Raw genomic sequence first — 17,846 nt, forward strand, 5'->3', positions numbered from 1 at the left:
GCTTCAGAAAGCTTTAGAAAAATGGTTCCATTGAAGGAATTTATAGATCAGGCTTCCGAAGTAAGCGACATCAGGTATTTTTTTGGAGTAGTACCAAATTTCTTCTTGAAAGCAGCAATAAAATGACTCGACGTGCTGTAGCCTACCTTTAGACCAACTTCATTGACATTATACTCTCCCGAATCCAGAAGTTTTCTCGCATATTCCATTTTATAATCGAATAAAAAACTAAAAACGGAGTCGCCATAGATCTGTTTGAAACCTTCCTTCAGCTTCTTCATACTGAGGCCTATATCACGCGATAGTTCTTGCAGGGAAGGGGGTTCGGCCATATTCGCAATGACAATCTCCTTAGCCTTCCTGATCTTTAAAACATTTTCCTCATCTGTCAGGAATGGACATTGCTCCACATCGGGCTCTTCAGATCTATTGAAGTAAAGGCTGAGTAATTCGTAGGCTTTTGCCTTAAAGTAGAGATTCCTTATCGAAGCAATAACATTGTAGTTCATGACCTGGTTGAGAACAATGACCATCCCCGGGGTAAGCACGCTATCCTTATAATACTGCTTATCCCTGTTCTCCAGGCTCAGAAAACTTATATATCCTGCTTCCTCAGAAAACAGGGCATGGAATTTCTTTATTGAGATAACTATAGAGACAACCCAACTTTGGGGCTGTAGCTCAAGATCTATTGGGAGATCGCGTTTAGGGTTGTAAAGGAGCAGCGCGTTCTCCTCCAGAAGCGGGATCTTATAACTTCCATTATTAAAGAAAAACCTTCCTTCTCCCTTACCCGAAAAGTGAAACTGAATATAATTGCTGTTGATGTTTCGTTGCACCTTTAGCGGTTGCTTCGATTGATTTTGAAACTTAAGCAGATAAAATCCCTCTTCCAGCCTTGTCTTTTCGAAGGGACTTTGAGCGACATTTTCTTCCATAGCAAAATTGTTATTTTGGCAGCTTCTATTTAGAAACATTCTAAACAGAATATCGGAGTTGCCATATTTCATAGGTAAAATTAGCCCAAAAATATGATTTTGATCAGTTTTTGGGCTAAAATCACGTGCAGCGACAAAAAATGTACTTTGAGCGTTGTTTTTTACTTTAACGTTGTCTTAAATTTGTCCGTTGAATTCCTAATCAGGTACATGGAAGATTACAATATTTCAAGAGGAAAGCATTTTTATACCATTGGCCTTAGTTACAAAAAAGCCGATGCAGAAATAAGAGGACACTTTAGTTTAGACGAAACCGGCAAGAAGAATTTGCTCGAGCAGGCAAAAGCTGAAGGTATTGATGGACTTATTGTTACTTCAACCTGTAACAGGACCGAGATCTACGGTTTTGCCCAGCACCCTTTTCAATTGATCAAACTATTGTGTGAACATACCCGCGGTACTGTTGAGGAATTTGAAAAGGTCGCCTACGTCTATAAGAACAAAGAGGCCATCTCTCATATGTTTCGCGTTGGTACGGGATTGGACAGTCAAATCCTGGGAGACTTCGAAATCATTAGCCAGATAAAAATTGCATTTAATCACTCAAAGGATATAGGAGTCTCAAATCCCTTTTTAGAAAGGTTAATCAACTCTGTTATCCAGGCGAGCAAACGCATTAAGAACGAAACAGATATTTCTTCGGGTGCTACTTCGGTAAGTTTTGCCTCGGTACAATATATCTTGAAGAATTATGAAAATCCTGCAGACCAAAATATTCTTCTCTTCGGAACCGGAAAAATAGGTCGTAATACCTGTGAGAACCTGGTGAAACATACTAAAAATAACCACATCACACTTATCAACAGGACTAAGGATAAGGCGGAAAGAATAGCCGGTAAATTTGATCTTACCGTTAAGGACTACGGCGATCTACAGGCAGAAATAAGACAGGCAGATATTCTTATTGTAGCCACAGGAGCACAAAATCCTACCATAACAAAAGAACTGGTATACAATAAAAAGGACCTATTAATACTGGACCTATCGATCCCGAAAAATGTTTCAGATGAAGTAGCTGAACTTCCCGGAGTTTCAATTATTCATCTTGATGACCTTTCCCAAATTACTGATGAAACTCTTGAACGTCGAAAAGCAGCGATTCCCAAAGCGAAAGAGATCATCGCGGAAATGGAAGCTGATTTCAACTCCTGGCTTGAAACAAGAAAATTTGCACCTACAATTAAAGCTCTGAAAAAGAAACTTCGTGCCATGAAAGATGCCGAAGTAGATTTTCAACGTAGAAAGATCGAGGATTTCAATGACCGCCAGGCTGAAGTTTTAGGGGACAGGATCATTCAGAAGATCATGAACCAGTTTGCCAATCATTTAAAAGGTGACTCAAATTCTACTGATGAAAGCCTGGAATTGATCCAGAAAGTTTTTCAACTCGAAGAGCCCGTAAAAAGATGAGCAGGGTGATCCGAATAGGGACCCGCGACAGTGAACTGGCTCTTTGGCAGGCTAATGCTGTTAAAAATGCCCTTGAGAAGCTCGGCCATGAAACAGAATTAGTTCCGGTAAAATCCCAGGGGGATCTGGTGCTCGATAAGCCTCTTTACGAATTTGGAATAACGGGTATTTTCACCAAGACCCTGGATGTGGCAATGATCACAGATCAAATTGACATTGCTGTGCATTCAATGAAAGATGTTCCTACTGCCCTTCCCAAAGGAATTGTAGAAGCTGCGATCTTAAAAAGGGCAAATACACAAGATATTTTAGTTCACAAAGGCACCGATTTTCTCAATGAAGAAGGGATTGTTGCTACGGGAAGCCTTAGACGACAGGCCCAATGGCTTCATAAATATCCCAACCATGAAATTGTAGATCTAAGAGGCAATGTGAATACACGCCTTCAAAAGCTAAAAGATAACAACTGGGACGGTGCGATCTTCGCTGCGGCAGGCCTGGAGCGAATCAATCTCAAACCAGATTCATTTATCGATCTTAAATGGATGATCCCCGCCCCTGCACAAGGAGCGATGTTGGTCGTGGCCAAAGAAGAAGATGATTTTTGTCGAAATGCTTTATCTGCCCTAAACCACGAAGCTACAGCCATATGTGTACATATCGAAAGAGAGTTTTTACGGATTCTGGAAGGAGGCTGTACTGCACCCATAGGTGCGCTGGCGACCATTGAAGGAGAAAGTATTCATTTTCAAGCTGCTCTCTTTAGTCTTGACGGGCAACAAAGAATTGGGGTAGAGAAGGAAATTCCTGTTTCTGAACACCAAGGCTTTGGCCGGGCATGCGCAAAAGAAGTTCTTGAAGCCGGCGGCGCAGAACTTATGCGGGAAATAAAACAAGCCGTTAACAATACCAAAGGTTAATTGCCAACAAAGCTTCCAAACAATTTGTCAAACTTCAAAGACAGTGACAGCCTATCCAAACCAACTCCTCGGGGAGGCAGGGCGGCGACTGTTCTTTCTACAAAGAAATTGACAACAGGGCAGCGGGAGTTACTTCTCAATAAAGGGATTGGATTGGTAGAAGCAAACTTTATAAAAATTCAGCCCATTGATTTCAACATAGAGCACCTCCCTAAAAATGTCATTTTTACCAGTAAAAATTCTGTCCTCGCTATTTTGGAGCATCCTTTAGTAAATGAGATCCGCGAGAAGGACATCTTTTGTGTCGGAGAAAAAACCGCAGTTCTCCTAGAAAATAAGGGATTCAGAGTGTCTAAAATGGCAAATTACGGAGCAAATCTGGCGTCAGAGATCATAAGCAACCATAAGAATGAAGAATTCCTGTTTTTCTGCGGAAAAAAAAGACATGTAGAGCTTCCGGAGCAAATGACATCAGCAGGTATTAATTTTACTGAAGTAGAAGTCTATGACACTCATACGCAGCCGACAAAAATTGAACGTATCTTTGATGGAGTTCTGTTCTTTAGCCCCAGCGCGGTGAAAAGTTATGGTTCGCGTAATGACTTAAGAAGCAGCATAGCTTTTTGTATAGGAACAACAACAGCCACAGAGGCTAAAAATTATACTAACAACATCATCATCGCCTCCACCCCATCTATTGAGAACGTGATCGTGCAGGTGGTGAAAACTTTTACATCAACAGAAGAAACCTTTCAAAAATGATAAAAAACGATCTTTTTCTTAGAGCTTTAAAAGGCGAAACGGTGGAACGTCCGCCGGTATGGATGATGAGACAGGCGGGCCGCTACCTGCCCGATTTTATGAAGCTTAAGGATAAGTATGATTTCTTTACCCGATGTCGCACCCCGGAACTGGCTACTGAAATCACCGTAATGCCCATCCACCAGGTAGGCACAGATGCTGCTATTCTATTTAGTGACATTCTGGTAGTTCCACAGGCGATGAACATTGAAGTGCAGATGAAACCCGGTCTCGGTCCTTGGCTGCCAAATCCTGTGAGAACATCTGCCGATGCTGAAAAGGTGATAGTGCCCGATGTTCATGAGACACTGGGATATGTAATGGAGGCAATAAAAATGACGAAAAAGGAACTTAACGATGAGGTTCCTCTGATAGGTTTTGCGGGTTCTCCATGGACAATTCTGTGCTACGCAGTACAGGGACAGGGCTCCAAAAATTTTGATATTGCGAAGAAATTCTGCTTTACGAATCCGCAGGCTGCCCATACACTGCTCCAAAAGATCACAGATACTACCATTGCTTATCTAAAGGCTAAAGTTGAAGCCGGAGTAGATGCGGTGCAGATCTTTGATTCGTGGGGAGGAATGCTTTCTCCGGAAGATTACCAGGAGTTCTCGTGGAAATATATTCAGCAGATCATAGATGCTCTAAAATCGGAAATACCGGTGATCGCCTTCGGGAAAGGCTGTTGGTTTGCTTTGGATAAAATGGCGCAATCGGGAGCTTCTGCTCTGGGCGTGGATTGGACCTGTTCCCCACAAATGGCGAGAAAGCTAACCGGCGGAAATATCACGCTTCAGGGAAATTTTGATCCGAGCAGGTTGTATTCTCCTCCTTCAGAAATAAAAAGAATGGTACAGCAAATGATCAATGACTTCGGAAAAGACAGATATGTAGTCAACCTTGGTCACGGGATCCTTCCTGATATTCCTGTAGAGAATGCGATCGCTTTTGTAGAAGCTGTTAAGGAATATAAAGCCTCGTAAAGGTGGCGATAGGTAAAAGAATAGCAAGCCTAAATTTTAAAGAGCTGGTTGTTCTAAGCAGGATATTTTTAAAACATCCGCTTTACCTTCTACCTACTTATAAGGCGACTGATAGAACGGTTAAGATCAGTAACCGCTTATATGGGGCGCTGCATCATGAAGACAACAGGACCAATGCTTTTCGACATGCGCTGTGGAATTACCTGATCTGCAAGTATTGTCTATCTGTCGCGGGCTCAATGGAAAAAGCTGTTAACTGGAGCAAAAAGATCACGGACCTGCATGAGCGATTATCCCCCAATGCCGATTTGGCAAAGGCCATGGACCTGCATAACAACAGGATAGGCAGAGAAATATTTCTTAAAAACTTTGACGAAGAGATAGATATTGTAACTCTTTTACAACAAGAAACAAAAGAAGCAGTAAAGATCAGGTCTTTTAAAGAAATTGAGGAAGTAAGGACAAACCTGGTTTTTATTGAAGAAGTTAGACCAATATGATGAAAGAAAAGTTTTACTCATATATTCAGAACCTGCAAGACAGGATCACTGCTAACCTTGAAGCCATAGACGGCGAGGCCGTTTTTAAAGAAGATCTATGGCATAGAAAAGAAGGCGGGGGTGGTCGCACCCGGGTTATAGAAAATGGAGCTGTTTTTGAAAAAGGAGGAGTGAATATTTCAAAAGTCTATGGCCCTCTTGCGCCTGCAATGCAGAAGCATTTTGGCGTTGGAGATGTTGATTTTTTTGCCTGTGGCCTTAGTCTCGTCCTCCATCCTAAAAATCCTATGGTACCAACTGTGCATGCTAACTGGCGCTATTTTGAGATGTATGACAAGGATGGAACAACAGTGGACAGCTGGTTTGGCGGTGGTCAAGATCTTACTCCTTATTACCTTTTTGAGGAGGATGCGAAACATTTTCATCACATTTGTAAGTCAGCTTGTGACCGGCATGATCCATCTTTTTACCCAGACTTTAAAAAGAGGTGTGATGAATATTTCTGGAATGCACACCGTGACGAAGCTCGCGGGATTGGTGGATTATTCTTTGATTACCTGAGACCTTCCGAAGAAATGGATGAAGAGGCGTGGTACGACTTTGTTACAGATGTAGGAGATAGTTTTCTAGAAGCCTATCTTCCAATTGTAGAGAAAAGAAAGGATCTTTCTTACAGTCCGCAGCACCGTAATTGGCAGGAAATAAGGAGAGGCCGATACGTCGAGTTCAATCTGGTACACGACAAAGGCACCTTATTTGGATTAAAGACCAACGGCAGGATCGAAAGTATTTTGATGAGCCTCCCTCCCCATGTGCAGTGGGTTTACGACCATCATCCCAAGCCGGGAAGTGAGGAAGAGAAGCTGGTGGAGGTTTTGAAGCAACCACGGTCGTGGATCTAATATGTCGCTCCTCTGGAGCTCAATAAGAGTCGGATATTCATGGCTATAAATATGTCGCCTCTCTGAGGCTGAGGGAAACTCAATTTCTGTTTTAATTATATGTTCGAGAGTTACATGAAAGAGATTTAGTATTTTCAATTAGCTCCGGAGGAGCGTTATATTTATAGCAATATTTGATCCCCGAGAATAAAAGAGCTCCGGAGGAGCGTCATAAAATGGCTGATACATATTCAAAGATATACCTTCATATTATATTTGCTGTAAAAGGCAGACAAAACCTGATTTCAACAAAATGGGAGGCTGAACTTTTTTCTTTCATTACCGGAATCATCAAAAACAAAGGACAGAAATTGATCAGGATTAATGGTGTAGCAGATCATGTGCACCTTTTAGTAGGGATTAAACCTGACATAGCTTTATCAGATTTAGTCAGAGACATTAAATCCAATTCCTCCCGGTTCATAAATGAAAAAAGTTGGATTAATGGAAAATTCGAGTGGCAGCAAGGCTTTGGAGCTTTTAGTCTCAGCCATTCACATTTAACCTCCGCCATAAAATATATCGAACACCAGAAAGAGCATCATAAGAAGAGTAGCTTTAGAGAAGAATATGAGAAATTCCTAAAGCTGTATGAGGTGGAATATAAGCCTCAATATCTTTTTGATGAACAAAATAATCTTGAACTTTGATACCTAAATTCAGAATTGACAAATATGCTCATACGAAACCGAAGACTTAGAACTAACGAAGCAATAAGGAGCCTGGTAAGAGAAACTGTTATTACGGCAAATGACTTCATAGTACCTCTTTTTGTTGTGGAAGGACAAAATGTAAAGGAAGAGATCGCATCCATGCCCAACTACTACAGATACAGCCTTGACCTCCTGAAAAAGGAAGTAATGGAACTTTGGGATCTTGGTTTAAGATCTGTTTTGGTTTTCGTGAAAGTGCCTGATAACTTAAAGGACAATAAAGGAACTGAGGCCCTGAATGCTGAAGGTCTCATGCAACGCGCCGTAAAGACGATCAAGGATGCAGTCCCGGAAATGCTGGTGATGACCGATGTTGCCCTGGATCCTTATTCCTCTTATGGCCATGACGGAATTGTAGAGAACGGGCAGATCATTAATGATGCAACAAAAGAAGTACTCGCTAACATGTCACTTTCGCACGTGCAGGCAGGAGCAGATTTTGTTGCTCCCAGCGACATGATGGATGGTCGTATAAAAGCGATCAGGGAGCTATTGGAGCAGGAGAATTTCCATAACGCCGGAATTTTAAGTTACAGTGCAAAATATGCTTCCGCCTTTTACGGACCTTTTCGTGATGCCCTTGATTCGGCGCCCGGATTCGGAGACAAGAAGACTTATCAAATGGATCCTGCTAACCGGGAAGAAGCGATTAAAGAAACCCTTCAGGATGTGGAAGAAGGAGCTGATATTGTAATGGTGAAGCCGGGGCTGTGTTACCTGGATATTGTAAGAGAGATAAAAAATGCAGTCAATGTGCCGGTAGCGGTTTACCAGGTAAGCGGCGAGTATTCTATGCTTAAGGCCGCAGCCGAAAAAGGTTGGTTAGATCATGATGCCGTAATGCTTGAGCAGCTCACTGCCATCAAAAGGGCCGGAGCACAAATAATCGCAAGCTATTTTGCAAAAGATGCAGTTAAACTTTTATAAGAATTTTATTCTAATTGCTTTTTAATACATCTGGATTTATCTTTAAAATATGATTTTTAATCATAAAACATAATCTCTTTTTTTGAACAGGAGCCAAATGCTCCTGTTCTTTCTTTTTGAAGCTTCTTCAACCCGTGTTGTCATTGACTTTATTAAGAATTCTCTCACTCTGCTTTAATTAATCGCGGCTGCTGATCCATCCCCAAACTCCCAGTAAAATAGCGGGGTTTAAGAATGTTTTAGGTTGCCTTTAATAAAATTTCACAGCCTCCTCATGTACCTTTGAAAAAGAGCGGCGAGGTAACTCAGCCGTTTTTTTCAGCAGGTTTTTTCCCTCTCCCCCGTTTAGAAACCTGTAGAAAATCCATCTGATTCTTTCAGATTAAAGGCCAAAAAACAGCATGAGTAAAACTCAATCTTCCAGCATTGCTTTGATCACCGGCGGAAGCAACGGAATAGGACTCTCTATCGCAAAAAAGTTAGAGCAGGAAGGACTAACCGTTATAGTGGCAGACGTTGCCAAGCCTGAATTTGCTTCTAAAGGCATTGCCTTTAAGAGCTGCAATGTAAGTAAGGGAAGTGACATTAATGAGCTTTATGACTGGACCGTCAAAAACTTTGGTCACCCTGAGTATCTCGTCCTTAATGCCGGAAGAGGCATACAGGAAAAATTAACTGAAGGAGACCCAGAAAAATGGAAGGAGATCCTGGATACCAATCTACTGGGAGCACTAAGATGCATCAGGGCATTTACGCCAAACATGATCTCTCAAAAAAGCGGAAATGTAGTGTTTATTTCTTCAGTTTCTGCCAATCAACCTCACCCCTATGGAGGAATATACGCAGCATCAAAAACTGCTTTAGAGGTTATCGCAGAGACCTTAAGACTGGAAGCTCTTCCGCATATCAATGTTACGGTAGTGAGCCCCGGAATTGTAGATACCGATTTTTTTAAGCACCAGATATCGGGCGACAATACAGTCGAGCAAATGGGAATGGGAGCTATTGATCCGGAAGAAATTGCAGAAGATGTGTGGTATGCGCTCAACAAGAAAAAAGGAACAAGCATAAACAAGATCATAACCAGACCAACATTACAAAACTTCTAACAACCAAAACCAATAAAATGCAGAAGAAAATATTGATAACTGGAGGCGCAGGATTCATTGGGTCTCATCTTGCAGATGAGCTTTTGAACAAGGGGTACAAGGTTCGGGCTTTGGATAATCTTTCAGAACAAGTGCACGGCAAAGATGCCACCCGCCCCGATTACCTCAACCCAAATGTAGAGCTGCAAATAGGAGATGTTCGGGATAAGACAGCCGTGAATAAAGCTTTAGATGGCATTGATGCCGTTATCCATCTTGCCGCAATGGTGGGAGTGGGGCAAAGCATGTACCAAATAAAAGATTATACAGATGTCAATAATGTAGGAACCGCTGTTCTCATGGAGGCTTTGATGAATAAGCCTGTCGAAAAACTCGTTACTGCTTCCAGTATGAGCATTTATGGGGAAGGTCTTTACCTCGATGAGTCAGGAGAAAAAAGAATGGATTGCAATAGAAAACTATCCGATCTTAAAAACGGACAGTGGGAAATGTATGACAGCAATGGAAAGGAGCTCAAACCGGTTCCCACTCCCGAAACTAAAACTCCAAACCTGTCTTCAGTTTACGCCCTTTCTAAATACGACCAGGAACGACTGAGTCTTATCACCGGAAAAGCCTATAATATCCCCACAACAGCTTTGAGGTTCTTTAATGTCTATGGAACCCGGCAGGCACTCTCCAACCCCTACACTGGGGTGCTTGCGATCTTCGCTTCCCGACTGCTGAATAACAATCCACCAATGATATTTGAAGACGGAAACCAAAAGCGGGATTTCATCCATGTAAAAGATGTGGCCAGAGCTATTAGATTGGCTATGGAAAAACCTGAAGCCGATGGAGAAGTCTTTAATGTTGGCAGCGGAAATAAATATACTATCCTGGAGATTGCCGATAAACTTGCTGAAGTCATGGGCAAAGAAACTATAAAGGCAGAAGTAACAGGAAAATATAGGGTAGGTGATATAAGACACTGTTTTGCCGATACCACAAAAACCCGTGAAAAATTAGGTTTTCAACCTGAAGTCAAGTTCGAAGATGGATTATTCGAACTGGCCGAATGGCTTAAAACCCAAATAGCCACCGACAATGTTGGAAAAGCCAGCAACGAATTGTCTTCCAGAGGTCTAACCGTATAAAAGAACAGCTATGAAAGTAAAGAAGAATATGGAACGAAATACTCCTGCACTTGGAATACTTGAATGGTTTAGACCGGGTGAATACGAGGAGGTAAAAGCAGCAATAGAAGATTTAAAAAAATTAGGAATTCGCCACCTGCGCACAGGTATTTCCTGGGCCGACTGGTATGTGGAAGGTACAGCAGAATGGTACGACTGGCTCTTCGCAGAACTTGCTCCGCATGTAGAAGTTCTGCCTTGCTTCCTTTACACTCCACCCTCTATTGGTGAAATGCCAAAGACTTCGGCTCCACCAAAGGATCTTAAAGCCTATGCCGACTTTATTGACACCATGATCACCCGTTACGGTGATTATTTCGAGTGGGTGGAACTATGGAACGAACCAAATAACAAAGTAGAATACGACTTTACTCTCGATTACTCCTGGAATAAATTCTCTACCATGATAGGCATGGCTGCCCATTGGGCTCAAAAAAGAGGAAAGAAGACCCTATTAGGGGGAATGAGCCCTATAGACCCAAACTGGATGCAGATGATGATCGAACAAAAAGTTCTGGATCATATAGACGCAGTTGGAATTCACGGTTTTCCGCATGTATTCGATCAACAGTGGAGAGGTTGGGAGATCAACATAGAAAGCATTAGAGAAGTGATGGAGAAATTTGGTTATGACAAAGAGATCTGGATCTCTGAAGTTGGTTTCTCTACCTGGCAGAATGATGAGGTAAAACAATACCAGGAGTTCAAGAATGTCCTTAACGCAAAAGCCGACAGGATCTACTGGTATTCTCTAAAAGATCTTGACCCTAAAAATTCAACTGTTGGCGGTTTCCATCTTGATGAAAGAGAGTACTATTTCGGCCTAAAAAAGACCGATGGGACAAAAAAGCTCCTCTACAAGCTTTTGGAAAAGAACGGGGTAGAGAAGATCCGGCAGCAGGATTATATACAGAAGCAATACAGGATCAAAGAAGGAGAGAAATATACCTTAATAACCGGAGGTGCCGGTTTTATAGGAACAAATCTCGCCTCAAGATTTCTATCTGAAGGAAAGCGGGTGATGATCTACGATAGCCTCTTTAGAGATGGAGTCGAAGAAAATCTGCAATGGCTTCAGAAGGAGTACGGGGATAAACTCATTATTCAAATCTCAGACATTAATGAGACAAGGATACTGCAGGAGTGTGTGAATCATGCTTCCGAAGTGTTTCACCTTTGCGCACAGGTTGCGGTGACCTCATCGGTTACAAACCCCGTGCATGATTTCCAGGTAAACCTCAGCGGAACCTTCCACTTACTTGAAGCAATTAGGAAGAGTAAACAGCAGCCGCCGTTGATCTTTACTTCTACTAATAAGGTCTATGGAAATCTTCAGGATGTGAAGATGGTGGAAAATGAGACCAGGTTCTATCCGGCCGATGCAAAAATGAAGAAGTACGGGATCAACGAAAAAATTCCGCTTGATTTCCACAGTCCGTATGGTTGTTCGAAAGGTGCGGCAGATCAGTATATCCTTGACTATTCAAGAACCTATGGTTTAAAAACTGCCGTCTTTAGAATGAGCTGCATCTATGGTCCTCACCAGTTTGGCACAGAAGATCAGGGTTGGGTGGCGCATTTCCTAATTAGTGCTCTTGAAGATGAACCTATTACAATTTATGGCAATGGAAAACAGGTAAGGGACATACTATTTGTTGAAGATCTTATTGATGCATTCATGCTGGCCCATAAGAATATTGACAAACTGGCCGGGGAAGTATTCAACATTGGCGGAGGACCTCAAAACACCGTTAGTCTTCTGGAGATCCTTGACACGATCAAGGAAAAAGCAGGAAAGGAAATGAACGTAAGTTTTGAGGATTGGCGTACCGGAGACCAGTATTATTACGTGTCGAATACCAATAAATTCAAAGAAGCTACAGGTTGGCAGCCAAAATACGATGTAGACACGGGAGTAGAAAATCTACTTAAATGGCTCTGTGAAAACAGAAATATCGAATTACCTGCAAATCTTAAATCCACTAAAGAGATTGCCATATGATAACAAACCAGGCAGTGCAGGAGAAATCCCCTGTTATAAAAAATGCTACCGGTACTAAAGCAGCAGTTTTAAAAGCGCCACAAAAAGTGACTGTGGAAGAAGTCAAAATACCCGAGCCGGGAAAAGGTGAGGTTAGAATAAGGTTGGAAGGGTCGGGAGTTTGTGCGTCCAATATTCCGGTGTGGGAAGGTCGCGACTGGTTCGATTATCCGGTTAGGCCCGGGGAGCCGGGACATGAGGGCTGGGGCGTGATCGATGAGGTGGGAGAAGGTGTTACCAACTGGAAAAAAGGCGACAGAGTTACAGCACTTACCTATAATGCCTATGCCACTCATGACCTTGCAAAAGTAGACAGTATCGTAAAGCTGCCCGATTCTTTCACCGGCAAACCCTTTCCCGGAGAACCATTAGGTTGCGCTATGAACATCTTCAATCGCAGCGATATTCAAAAAGGACAACAAGTTGCCATCGTTGGCAGCGGATTCTTAGGGACACTCCTTGTACAGCTGGCGAAATCTGCAGGTGCCGAGGTAATTGCTGTTTCCAGAAGGGAATTTTCACTGGAAACCGCTAAAAAGGCAGGGGCAGATCACCTTGTTCAAATGGACGACCATTACAAGATCATTGAAAAAGTTAAAGAATTGACCAAGGGAAATTTTTGTGAGCGGGTTATTGAATGTACGGGCAAAGAATGGCCACTTAACCTCTCCATTGAGCTTACCGGCGAAAGAGGAAAACTCATTGTTGCCGGGTTTCACCAGGACGGGATGCGCAGTGTAAATGTGCAAATGCTAAACTGGCGTGGTATCGATATGATTAGCGCTCATGAGAGAGATCCACAGCAGTACATCAAAGGGATCAAAGCGGCTGTGGAAGCAGTGGAACAGGGAAAAATGAATCCTTGTCCTTTGTTCACCCACACCTTTTCACTTGAAGAGATGGACAAAGCCTATGAACATCTCACCAAACGCCCCGACGGATTTATTAAAGCACTAATTGTAAACCAGGAATGATCGAAACTCAACCCATCAAAAAGGAATTATCGTTAGGCTTTCTAGGTGTTGGCTGGATTGGCCGAAACCGGATGGAGGCTATTCTCAACAATACATCTGCTAAGGCAACTGCAATCACAGAACCTAATGCAGATAACAGAGATGCTGCAATAGAGAGTGCCAAAAATGCCATTTTGAAGACCTCTCCTGAAGAACTTTTTGCTGAAGGAGATCTCGATGGGATTGTAATCGCAACTCCCAGTGCCATGCATGCCCAACAAAGCATGGAAGCTCTTAAAAGTGGAAAAGCGGTATTCTGCCAAAAGCCTTTAGGACGTACTGCCGAAGAAGTGAAGCAGGTCGTTGAGGCTTCAAAAGAGGCGAATAAACTTTTGGCTGTAGATCTTTCTTACCGCTACACGAGAGCTTTCAAAGCGGTTTATGATACCATCCAAAAAGGGGAAATAGGAGACATCTTTGCTGTAGATCTCACTTTTCACAATGCCTACGGGCCAGATAAAGAGTGGTTCTACGACATCAAGAGATCTGGTGGTGGTTGTGTGATGGATTTGGGAATTCATCTGGTGGATCTGGCCCTGTGGAGCCTAGATTTTCCGGAAATAAAGGACGTTCGAAGTCAGCTTTTTCACAAGGGTAAAAAACTCACTTCTTTCGAGGAGCATGTCGAAGATTTTGCAAGCATTTCCCTTACTTCAGAGAAAGAGCAGGTGATCAACCTGGAATGCTCCTGGCATGTTTCAGCCGGCAAGGACGCCATTATAGAAGCCACTTTCTACGGAACCAAAGGAGGGGCTTCCTTCAAAAATATCAACGGTTCCTTCTATGATTTTAAAGCCGAAAAATATCATGGTACTCAGACCGAAACACTTGTAGATCCACCTGATGAATGGAGTGGACGCGCCGGGGTAGTCTGGGTCGAAAACCTTTTAAACAACGACGGATTTGATGAAAGATCTGCCACCGAATTTATAAAAACAGCCGAAGTAATAGACCGCATATATGGAAGATAAAAAGACAAAGGTATTGATGACTACCGATACGGTAGGCGGAGTTTGGGTTTATTCCCTTGAACTCTGCAGGGCACTGGCGCAGTACAATGTGCAGGTGCATTTGGTCGCTCTGGGTGCATGGCCTTCGCCGGCACAGCAGGTAGAGGCAGAAAACATTCCCAATGTCACTTTTTACAAAAGTGACTATAAACTGGAATGGATGGAGAATCCATGGGAAGATGTCGAGCGGTCACGCAAATGGATCAACTGTATCTACCAAACCGTGAAACCCGATGTGGTTCACCTGAACAATTATGCTCATGTGGAGGAAGAATGGACAGCACCTGTGGTGACCGTTTTCCATTCCTGCGTACAGACATGGTGGCAGGCTGTGAAAGGAATAAAAGCACCTCATGAGTGGGACAGGTATGCCCAGATCGTAAAGGAATCTTTGGAGGAATCTACTGTGGTTGTAGCTCCAACCGAAGCCATCCTCAAGAAGGCGAAAGACATGCATCATTTCACTTCAGAATCAAAAGTGATCCACAACGGAAGAAAAGTTTTTTCTAAGATCGACAAACCTAAAGAAGAATTCATCCTTTGCATGGGCAGGATGTGGGATGAAGCCAAGAACCTGCCTTTACTTTCAAAAATTGCAGAACGCCTCCCGTGGCCGGTATATGTTGCCGGGGAATCAATAAATCCAAGCACCGGAATTAAATGCAGATTTAAAAACATCAAGTTCCTGGGAAAATTGTCTCCTAAAGAAGTGCAGGACTGGATGCAGCGGGCCAGTATTTTCGTGAGCCCCACCCGTTATGAACCTTTTGGTCTGGCCATTCTAGAAGCCGCAGGAAATGGCTGTGCCTTGGTGTTGAGCAACCTCGACACCCTACAGGAGCTGTGGCATGATACAGCTCTCTTTTTCGATCCTGAAGATGAGGCCGAAGCCGAAAAAACTATAGTTCGCCTCATGGAGAGTCCTAAATTCCTGGAGGAGCTTTCTCTAAAGTCCAGAGAGCGGGCAAAACAGTATTCAGCAGAAAAAATGGGAGCCGGCTACAACAGCCTCTACCTCGAAATTTTGGAGAAAGAAAAAAACTTGATGAGTATATGAAAATAGTGATGTTTTACCATTCCCTCTACTCCGACTGGAATCATGGGAATGCGCATTTTTTGCGCGGGATCGTTAAAGAACTTCAAAAGCGGGGGCATGATGTGGATGTCTATGAGCCCGAAGGCGGCTGGAGCCTGCAAAACCTGCTCAAAGACCATGGCGCCGAGCAGCTGGATGAATTTCGGCAGTATTATCCTTCGCTTAATCCGCAGTTCTACAATCCTGAAAAAAGACTTAACTATCAAAATATGCTTGGAGAAGCCGATCTGGTGATCGTGCACGAATGGAATGAGCCCCATCTAATAGCTGAGATCGGCCGGCAAAAGGAAAAATTCGGCTTCAAATTGCTCTTTCACGATACCCACCACCGTGCAGTTTCGGCTCAAAAGGAGATGGCAAAATTCGATTTCACTCACTTTGATGGCGCACTTGTATTTGGTGAGGTGATAAAGAGAATATATCAGGAAAAGAATTGGGTAGATAAGGTCTGGACCTGGCATGAAGCTGCCGATGCAGATTTCTTCAGCCCGAACCGCGATGAGGAGAAGGAAGGCGACCTTGTTTGGATAGGCAACTGGGGCGACGGCGAAAGAACCGAAGAGCTCATGGAGTTTCTTATCGAACCCATTAAAGAATTAAAACTAAAAGCAAAGGTGTATGGCGTGCGCTATCCCGAGAAAGCCAAGAAAGCCTTGGCAGAAGCCGGGATCGAGTACGGAGGATATCTTCCTAACTACAAGGTGCCGGAAGTTTTTGCAAAGTATAAAGTTACAGTGCATGTGCCGCGAAGGCCTTATGTTCAAATGTTGCCGGGGATCCCTACTATCCGGCCTTTTGAAGCACTGTCCTGTGGCATTCCCTTGATCTGCAGCCCGTGGAATGATGCAGAAAATCTATTCACTCCGGGAGAGGATTATTTGATTGCTAAAGATGGTAATGACATGGGCTACAAACTGGCAGAAGTTCTAAAAAGTCCGCACTTGGCAAAAAGCCTTTCCGACAACGGCAGAAGAACCATTCTCGACCGCCACACATGTGCACATAGAGTAGATCTACTGGAAAATATACTTCAGGAGCTCAAAATCCCCGAGGAGAAGATCTATCCTATTCACCAAAAAACTTTGGAAGCATGAAAAGAGACTTGAAAATTGCCTTTTTTGGATCCAGTATAGTTTCGGCCTATTGGAACGGTGCAGCGACTTACTACCGCGGGATTGTGAAGGCGCTACATAAGATGGGGCATGAAGTGACATTTTACGAACCTGACATTTACGAACGTCAGAAGCACCGGGATATTGAAGATCCCGAATGGTGTACGGTAAAAGTTTATCCTGAAGATAAAGTCACTCTAAAAGGATTGTTACGGGAAGCTTCAGAAGCAGATGTGATTATTAAAGCAAGTGGGGTTGGTGCCTTTGATGAATTTCTTGAAGATGCCGTCGTACAGCTTAAAAAAGATGATAATCTCATTATCTTTTGGGATGTAGACGCTCCCGCAACTTTGGACAGGATTGAATCAAACCCTTCAGATCCATTCAATGAACTCGTTCCAAAATATGATTTTGTGCTCACCTATGGTGGCGGCCAACCGGTCATCGACGCATATGAGCGCAACGGAGCGAAGAGGTGCATACCAATTTACAATGCTTTAGATACGGATACTCACTATCCGGTCGACCCGGATCCTAAATTTGAGGGTACTTTGGCCTTTTTGGGTAACCGTCTCCCCGACCGGGAGAAGCGGGTGGAGGAATTCTTTATTAAACCGGCAAAAAATCTTCCCGATAATAAGTTTCTGCTGGGAGGCAGCGGTTGGGGCGACAAATCTATGCCGGGAAATATTGATTACCTCGGCCACGTGTACACAAAAGATCACAATGCTTTTAATTGCACCCCAAAAGCAGTTTTAAACATAAGCCGGGACAGTATGGCTAAATATGGTTTCTCACCTGCAACGCGCGTTTTTGAAGCCGCTGGTGCCGGTGCCTGTTTGATCACAGATTACTGGAAAGGAATTGAGACCTTTTTTGAACCGGGAAAAGAAATCCTTGTCGCCAATAGCGGCGAAGAGGTACAGGTGATCCTTTCCGGACTAACTTCAGAAAGAGCAAAAGAAATTGGGAATGCAGCCTACAAAAAAGTACTCGCAGCACATACCTATGAGCACAGAGCGGAATTACTGGAATCTGTTATTTCCGAAAAACTAAATACAGAAGCCAAAATTCATTAAAAAAAACAGTAGCGA

General features: G+C 43.1%; 17 protein-coding genes. 16 read left to right on the forward strand and 1 reads right to left on the reverse strand.

The window, feature by feature from the left end; genetic code table 11:
* Positions 1 to 47: 47 nt before the first annotated feature.
* The gene (locus ACXYMT_RS01870) at positions 48 to 938 is read right to left on the reverse strand and encodes a helix-turn-helix domain-containing protein (protein WP_459057388.1); all 891 of its coding nucleotides are present in this window, start codon (positions 936 to 938) and stop codon (positions 48 to 50) included.
* Positions 939 to 1,148: 210 nt separating this feature from the next.
* Here ACXYMT_RS01870 and hemA point away from each other — a divergent pair, with 210 nt between their 5' ends.
* The 16 genes from hemA (at position 1,149) to ACXYMT_RS01950 (ending at position 17,831) form a co-directional block, all read left to right on the forward strand.
* The gene (hemA, locus tag ACXYMT_RS01875; protein ID WP_459057389.1) at positions 1,149 to 2,408 is read left to right on the forward strand and encodes a glutamyl-tRNA reductase; all 1,260 of its coding nucleotides are present in this window, start codon (positions 1,149 to 1,151) and stop codon (positions 2,406 to 2,408) included.
* A complete protein-coding gene (gene hemC, locus ACXYMT_RS01880; RefSeq protein ID WP_459057390.1) occupies positions 2,405 to 3,328 on the forward strand; it encodes a hydroxymethylbilane synthase in 924 nt (307 codons plus the stop codon). The genes hemA and hemC overlap by 4 nt, the downstream gene beginning before the upstream one ends.
* Before the next feature lie 24 nt (positions 3,329 to 3,352).
* Entirely contained in the window at positions 3,353 to 4,090 is a 738-nt protein-coding gene (locus tag ACXYMT_RS01885; RefSeq protein ID WP_459057392.1) for a uroporphyrinogen-III synthase, read from the forward strand.
* A complete protein-coding gene (hemE, locus tag ACXYMT_RS01890; protein WP_459057393.1) occupies positions 4,087 to 5,115 on the forward strand; it encodes a uroporphyrinogen decarboxylase in 1,029 nt (342 codons plus the stop codon). Before ACXYMT_RS01885 ends, hemE begins: the two co-directional genes overlap by 4 nt.
* A gap of 2 nt (positions 5,116 to 5,117) precedes the next feature.
* Positions 5,118 to 5,615, forward strand: a complete 498-nt coding sequence (locus tag ACXYMT_RS01895) for a DUF6973 domain-containing protein (RefSeq protein WP_459057394.1) — start codon at positions 5,118 to 5,120, stop codon at positions 5,613 to 5,615.
* Entirely contained in the window at positions 5,615 to 6,517 is a 903-nt protein-coding gene (gene hemF, locus ACXYMT_RS01900) for an oxygen-dependent coproporphyrinogen oxidase (protein WP_459059135.1), read from the forward strand. Before ACXYMT_RS01895 ends, hemF begins: the two co-directional genes overlap by 1 nt.
* A 215-nt stretch (positions 6,518 to 6,732) precedes the next feature.
* The gene (tnpA, locus tag ACXYMT_RS01905) at positions 6,733 to 7,206 is read left to right on the forward strand and encodes an IS200/IS605 family transposase (RefSeq protein ID WP_459057395.1); all 474 of its coding nucleotides are present in this window, start codon (positions 6,733 to 6,735) and stop codon (positions 7,204 to 7,206) included.
* Between the two features lie 24 nt (positions 7,207 to 7,230).
* Positions 7,231 to 8,196, forward strand: a complete 966-nt coding sequence (gene hemB, locus ACXYMT_RS01910; protein WP_459057396.1) for a porphobilinogen synthase — start codon at positions 7,231 to 7,233, stop codon at positions 8,194 to 8,196.
* A 401-nt stretch (positions 8,197 to 8,597) separates the two neighbouring features.
* Complete coding sequence (locus tag ACXYMT_RS01915; RefSeq protein ID WP_459057397.1) at positions 8,598 to 9,305, forward strand: SDR family oxidoreductase; 708 nt, start codon at positions 8,598 to 8,600, stop codon at positions 9,303 to 9,305.
* 17 nt (positions 9,306 to 9,322) lie between these two features.
* Entirely contained in the window at positions 9,323 to 10,441 is a 1,119-nt protein-coding gene (locus tag ACXYMT_RS01920; RefSeq protein ID WP_459057398.1) for an SDR family NAD(P)-dependent oxidoreductase, read from the forward strand.
* Between the two features lie 10 nt (positions 10,442 to 10,451).
* A complete protein-coding gene (locus ACXYMT_RS01925; RefSeq protein ID WP_459057399.1) occupies positions 10,452 to 12,482 on the forward strand; it encodes a GDP-mannose 4,6-dehydratase in 2,031 nt (676 codons plus the stop codon).
* The gene (locus tag ACXYMT_RS01930) at positions 12,479 to 13,495 is read left to right on the forward strand and encodes an MDR/zinc-dependent alcohol dehydrogenase-like family protein (protein ID WP_459057400.1); all 1,017 of its coding nucleotides are present in this window, start codon (positions 12,479 to 12,481) and stop codon (positions 13,493 to 13,495) included. The genes ACXYMT_RS01925 and ACXYMT_RS01930 overlap by 4 nt, the downstream gene beginning before the upstream one ends.
* On the forward strand, positions 13,492 to 14,505 hold the full coding sequence (locus tag ACXYMT_RS01935) for a Gfo/Idh/MocA family protein (RefSeq protein WP_459057401.1): 1,014 nt from the start codon (positions 13,492 to 13,494) through the stop codon (positions 14,503 to 14,505). Before ACXYMT_RS01930 ends, ACXYMT_RS01935 begins: the two co-directional genes overlap by 4 nt.
* Positions 14,495 to 15,601, forward strand: a complete 1,107-nt coding sequence (locus ACXYMT_RS01940; protein ID WP_459057402.1) for a glycosyltransferase family 4 protein — start codon at positions 14,495 to 14,497, stop codon at positions 15,599 to 15,601. Before ACXYMT_RS01935 ends, ACXYMT_RS01940 begins: the two co-directional genes overlap by 11 nt.
* Positions 15,598 to 16,734 carry a CgeB family protein gene (locus ACXYMT_RS01945; protein ID WP_459057403.1) on the forward strand — a complete coding sequence of 379 codons (1,137 nt, stop codon included), beginning with the start codon at positions 15,598 to 15,600 and terminating at the stop codon, positions 16,732 to 16,734. Before ACXYMT_RS01940 ends, ACXYMT_RS01945 begins: the two co-directional genes overlap by 4 nt.
* Complete coding sequence (locus ACXYMT_RS01950; protein WP_459057404.1) at positions 16,731 to 17,831, forward strand: CgeB family protein; 1,101 nt, start codon at positions 16,731 to 16,733, stop codon at positions 17,829 to 17,831. Before ACXYMT_RS01945 ends, ACXYMT_RS01950 begins: the two co-directional genes overlap by 4 nt.
* Positions 17,832 to 17,846 lie beyond the last annotated feature (15 nt).

This window comes from Salinimicrobium sp. CAU 1759 (assembly GCF_054482715.1).

Bases quoted from the DNA above. Each gene is read 5' to 3' on its own strand.
- ACXYMT_RS01870 (WP_459057388.1), bottom strand. From the start codon at position 938: ATGGAAGAAAATGTCGCTCAAAGTCCCTTCGAAAAGACAAGGCTGGAA.
- hemA (WP_459057389.1), top strand. From the start codon at position 1,149: ATGGAAGATTACAATATTTCAAGAGGAAAGCATTTTTATACCATTGGC.
- hemC (WP_459057390.1), top strand. From the start codon at position 2,405: ATGAGCAGGGTGATCCGAATAGGGACCCGCGACAGTGAACTGGCTCTT.
- hemE (WP_459057393.1), top strand. From the start codon at position 4,087: ATGATAAAAAACGATCTTTTTCTTAGAGCTTTAAAAGGCGAAACGGTG.
- hemF (WP_459059135.1), top strand. From the start codon at position 5,615: ATGAAAGAAAAGTTTTACTCATATATTCAGAACCTGCAAGACAGGATC.
- tnpA (WP_459057395.1), top strand. From the start codon at position 6,733: ATGGCTGATACATATTCAAAGATATACCTTCATATTATATTTGCTGTA.
- hemB (WP_459057396.1), top strand. From the start codon at position 7,231: ATGCTCATACGAAACCGAAGACTTAGAACTAACGAAGCAATAAGGAGC.
- ACXYMT_RS01915 (WP_459057397.1), top strand. From the start codon at position 8,598: ATGAGTAAAACTCAATCTTCCAGCATTGCTTTGATCACCGGCGGAAGC.
- ACXYMT_RS01920 (WP_459057398.1), top strand. From the start codon at position 9,323: ATGCAGAAGAAAATATTGATAACTGGAGGCGCAGGATTCATTGGGTCT.
- ACXYMT_RS01925 (WP_459057399.1), top strand. From the start codon at position 10,452: ATGAAAGTAAAGAAGAATATGGAACGAAATACTCCTGCACTTGGAATA.
- ACXYMT_RS01930 (WP_459057400.1), top strand. From the start codon at position 12,479: ATGATAACAAACCAGGCAGTGCAGGAGAAATCCCCTGTTATAAAAAAT.
- ACXYMT_RS01935 (WP_459057401.1), top strand. From the start codon at position 13,492: ATGATCGAAACTCAACCCATCAAAAAGGAATTATCGTTAGGCTTTCTA.
- ACXYMT_RS01940 (WP_459057402.1), top strand. From the start codon at position 14,495: ATGGAAGATAAAAAGACAAAGGTATTGATGACTACCGATACGGTAGGC.
- ACXYMT_RS01945 (WP_459057403.1), top strand. From the start codon at position 15,598: ATGAAAATAGTGATGTTTTACCATTCCCTCTACTCCGACTGGAATCAT.
- ACXYMT_RS01950 (WP_459057404.1), top strand. From the start codon at position 16,731: ATGAAAAGAGACTTGAAAATTGCCTTTTTTGGATCCAGTATAGTTTCG.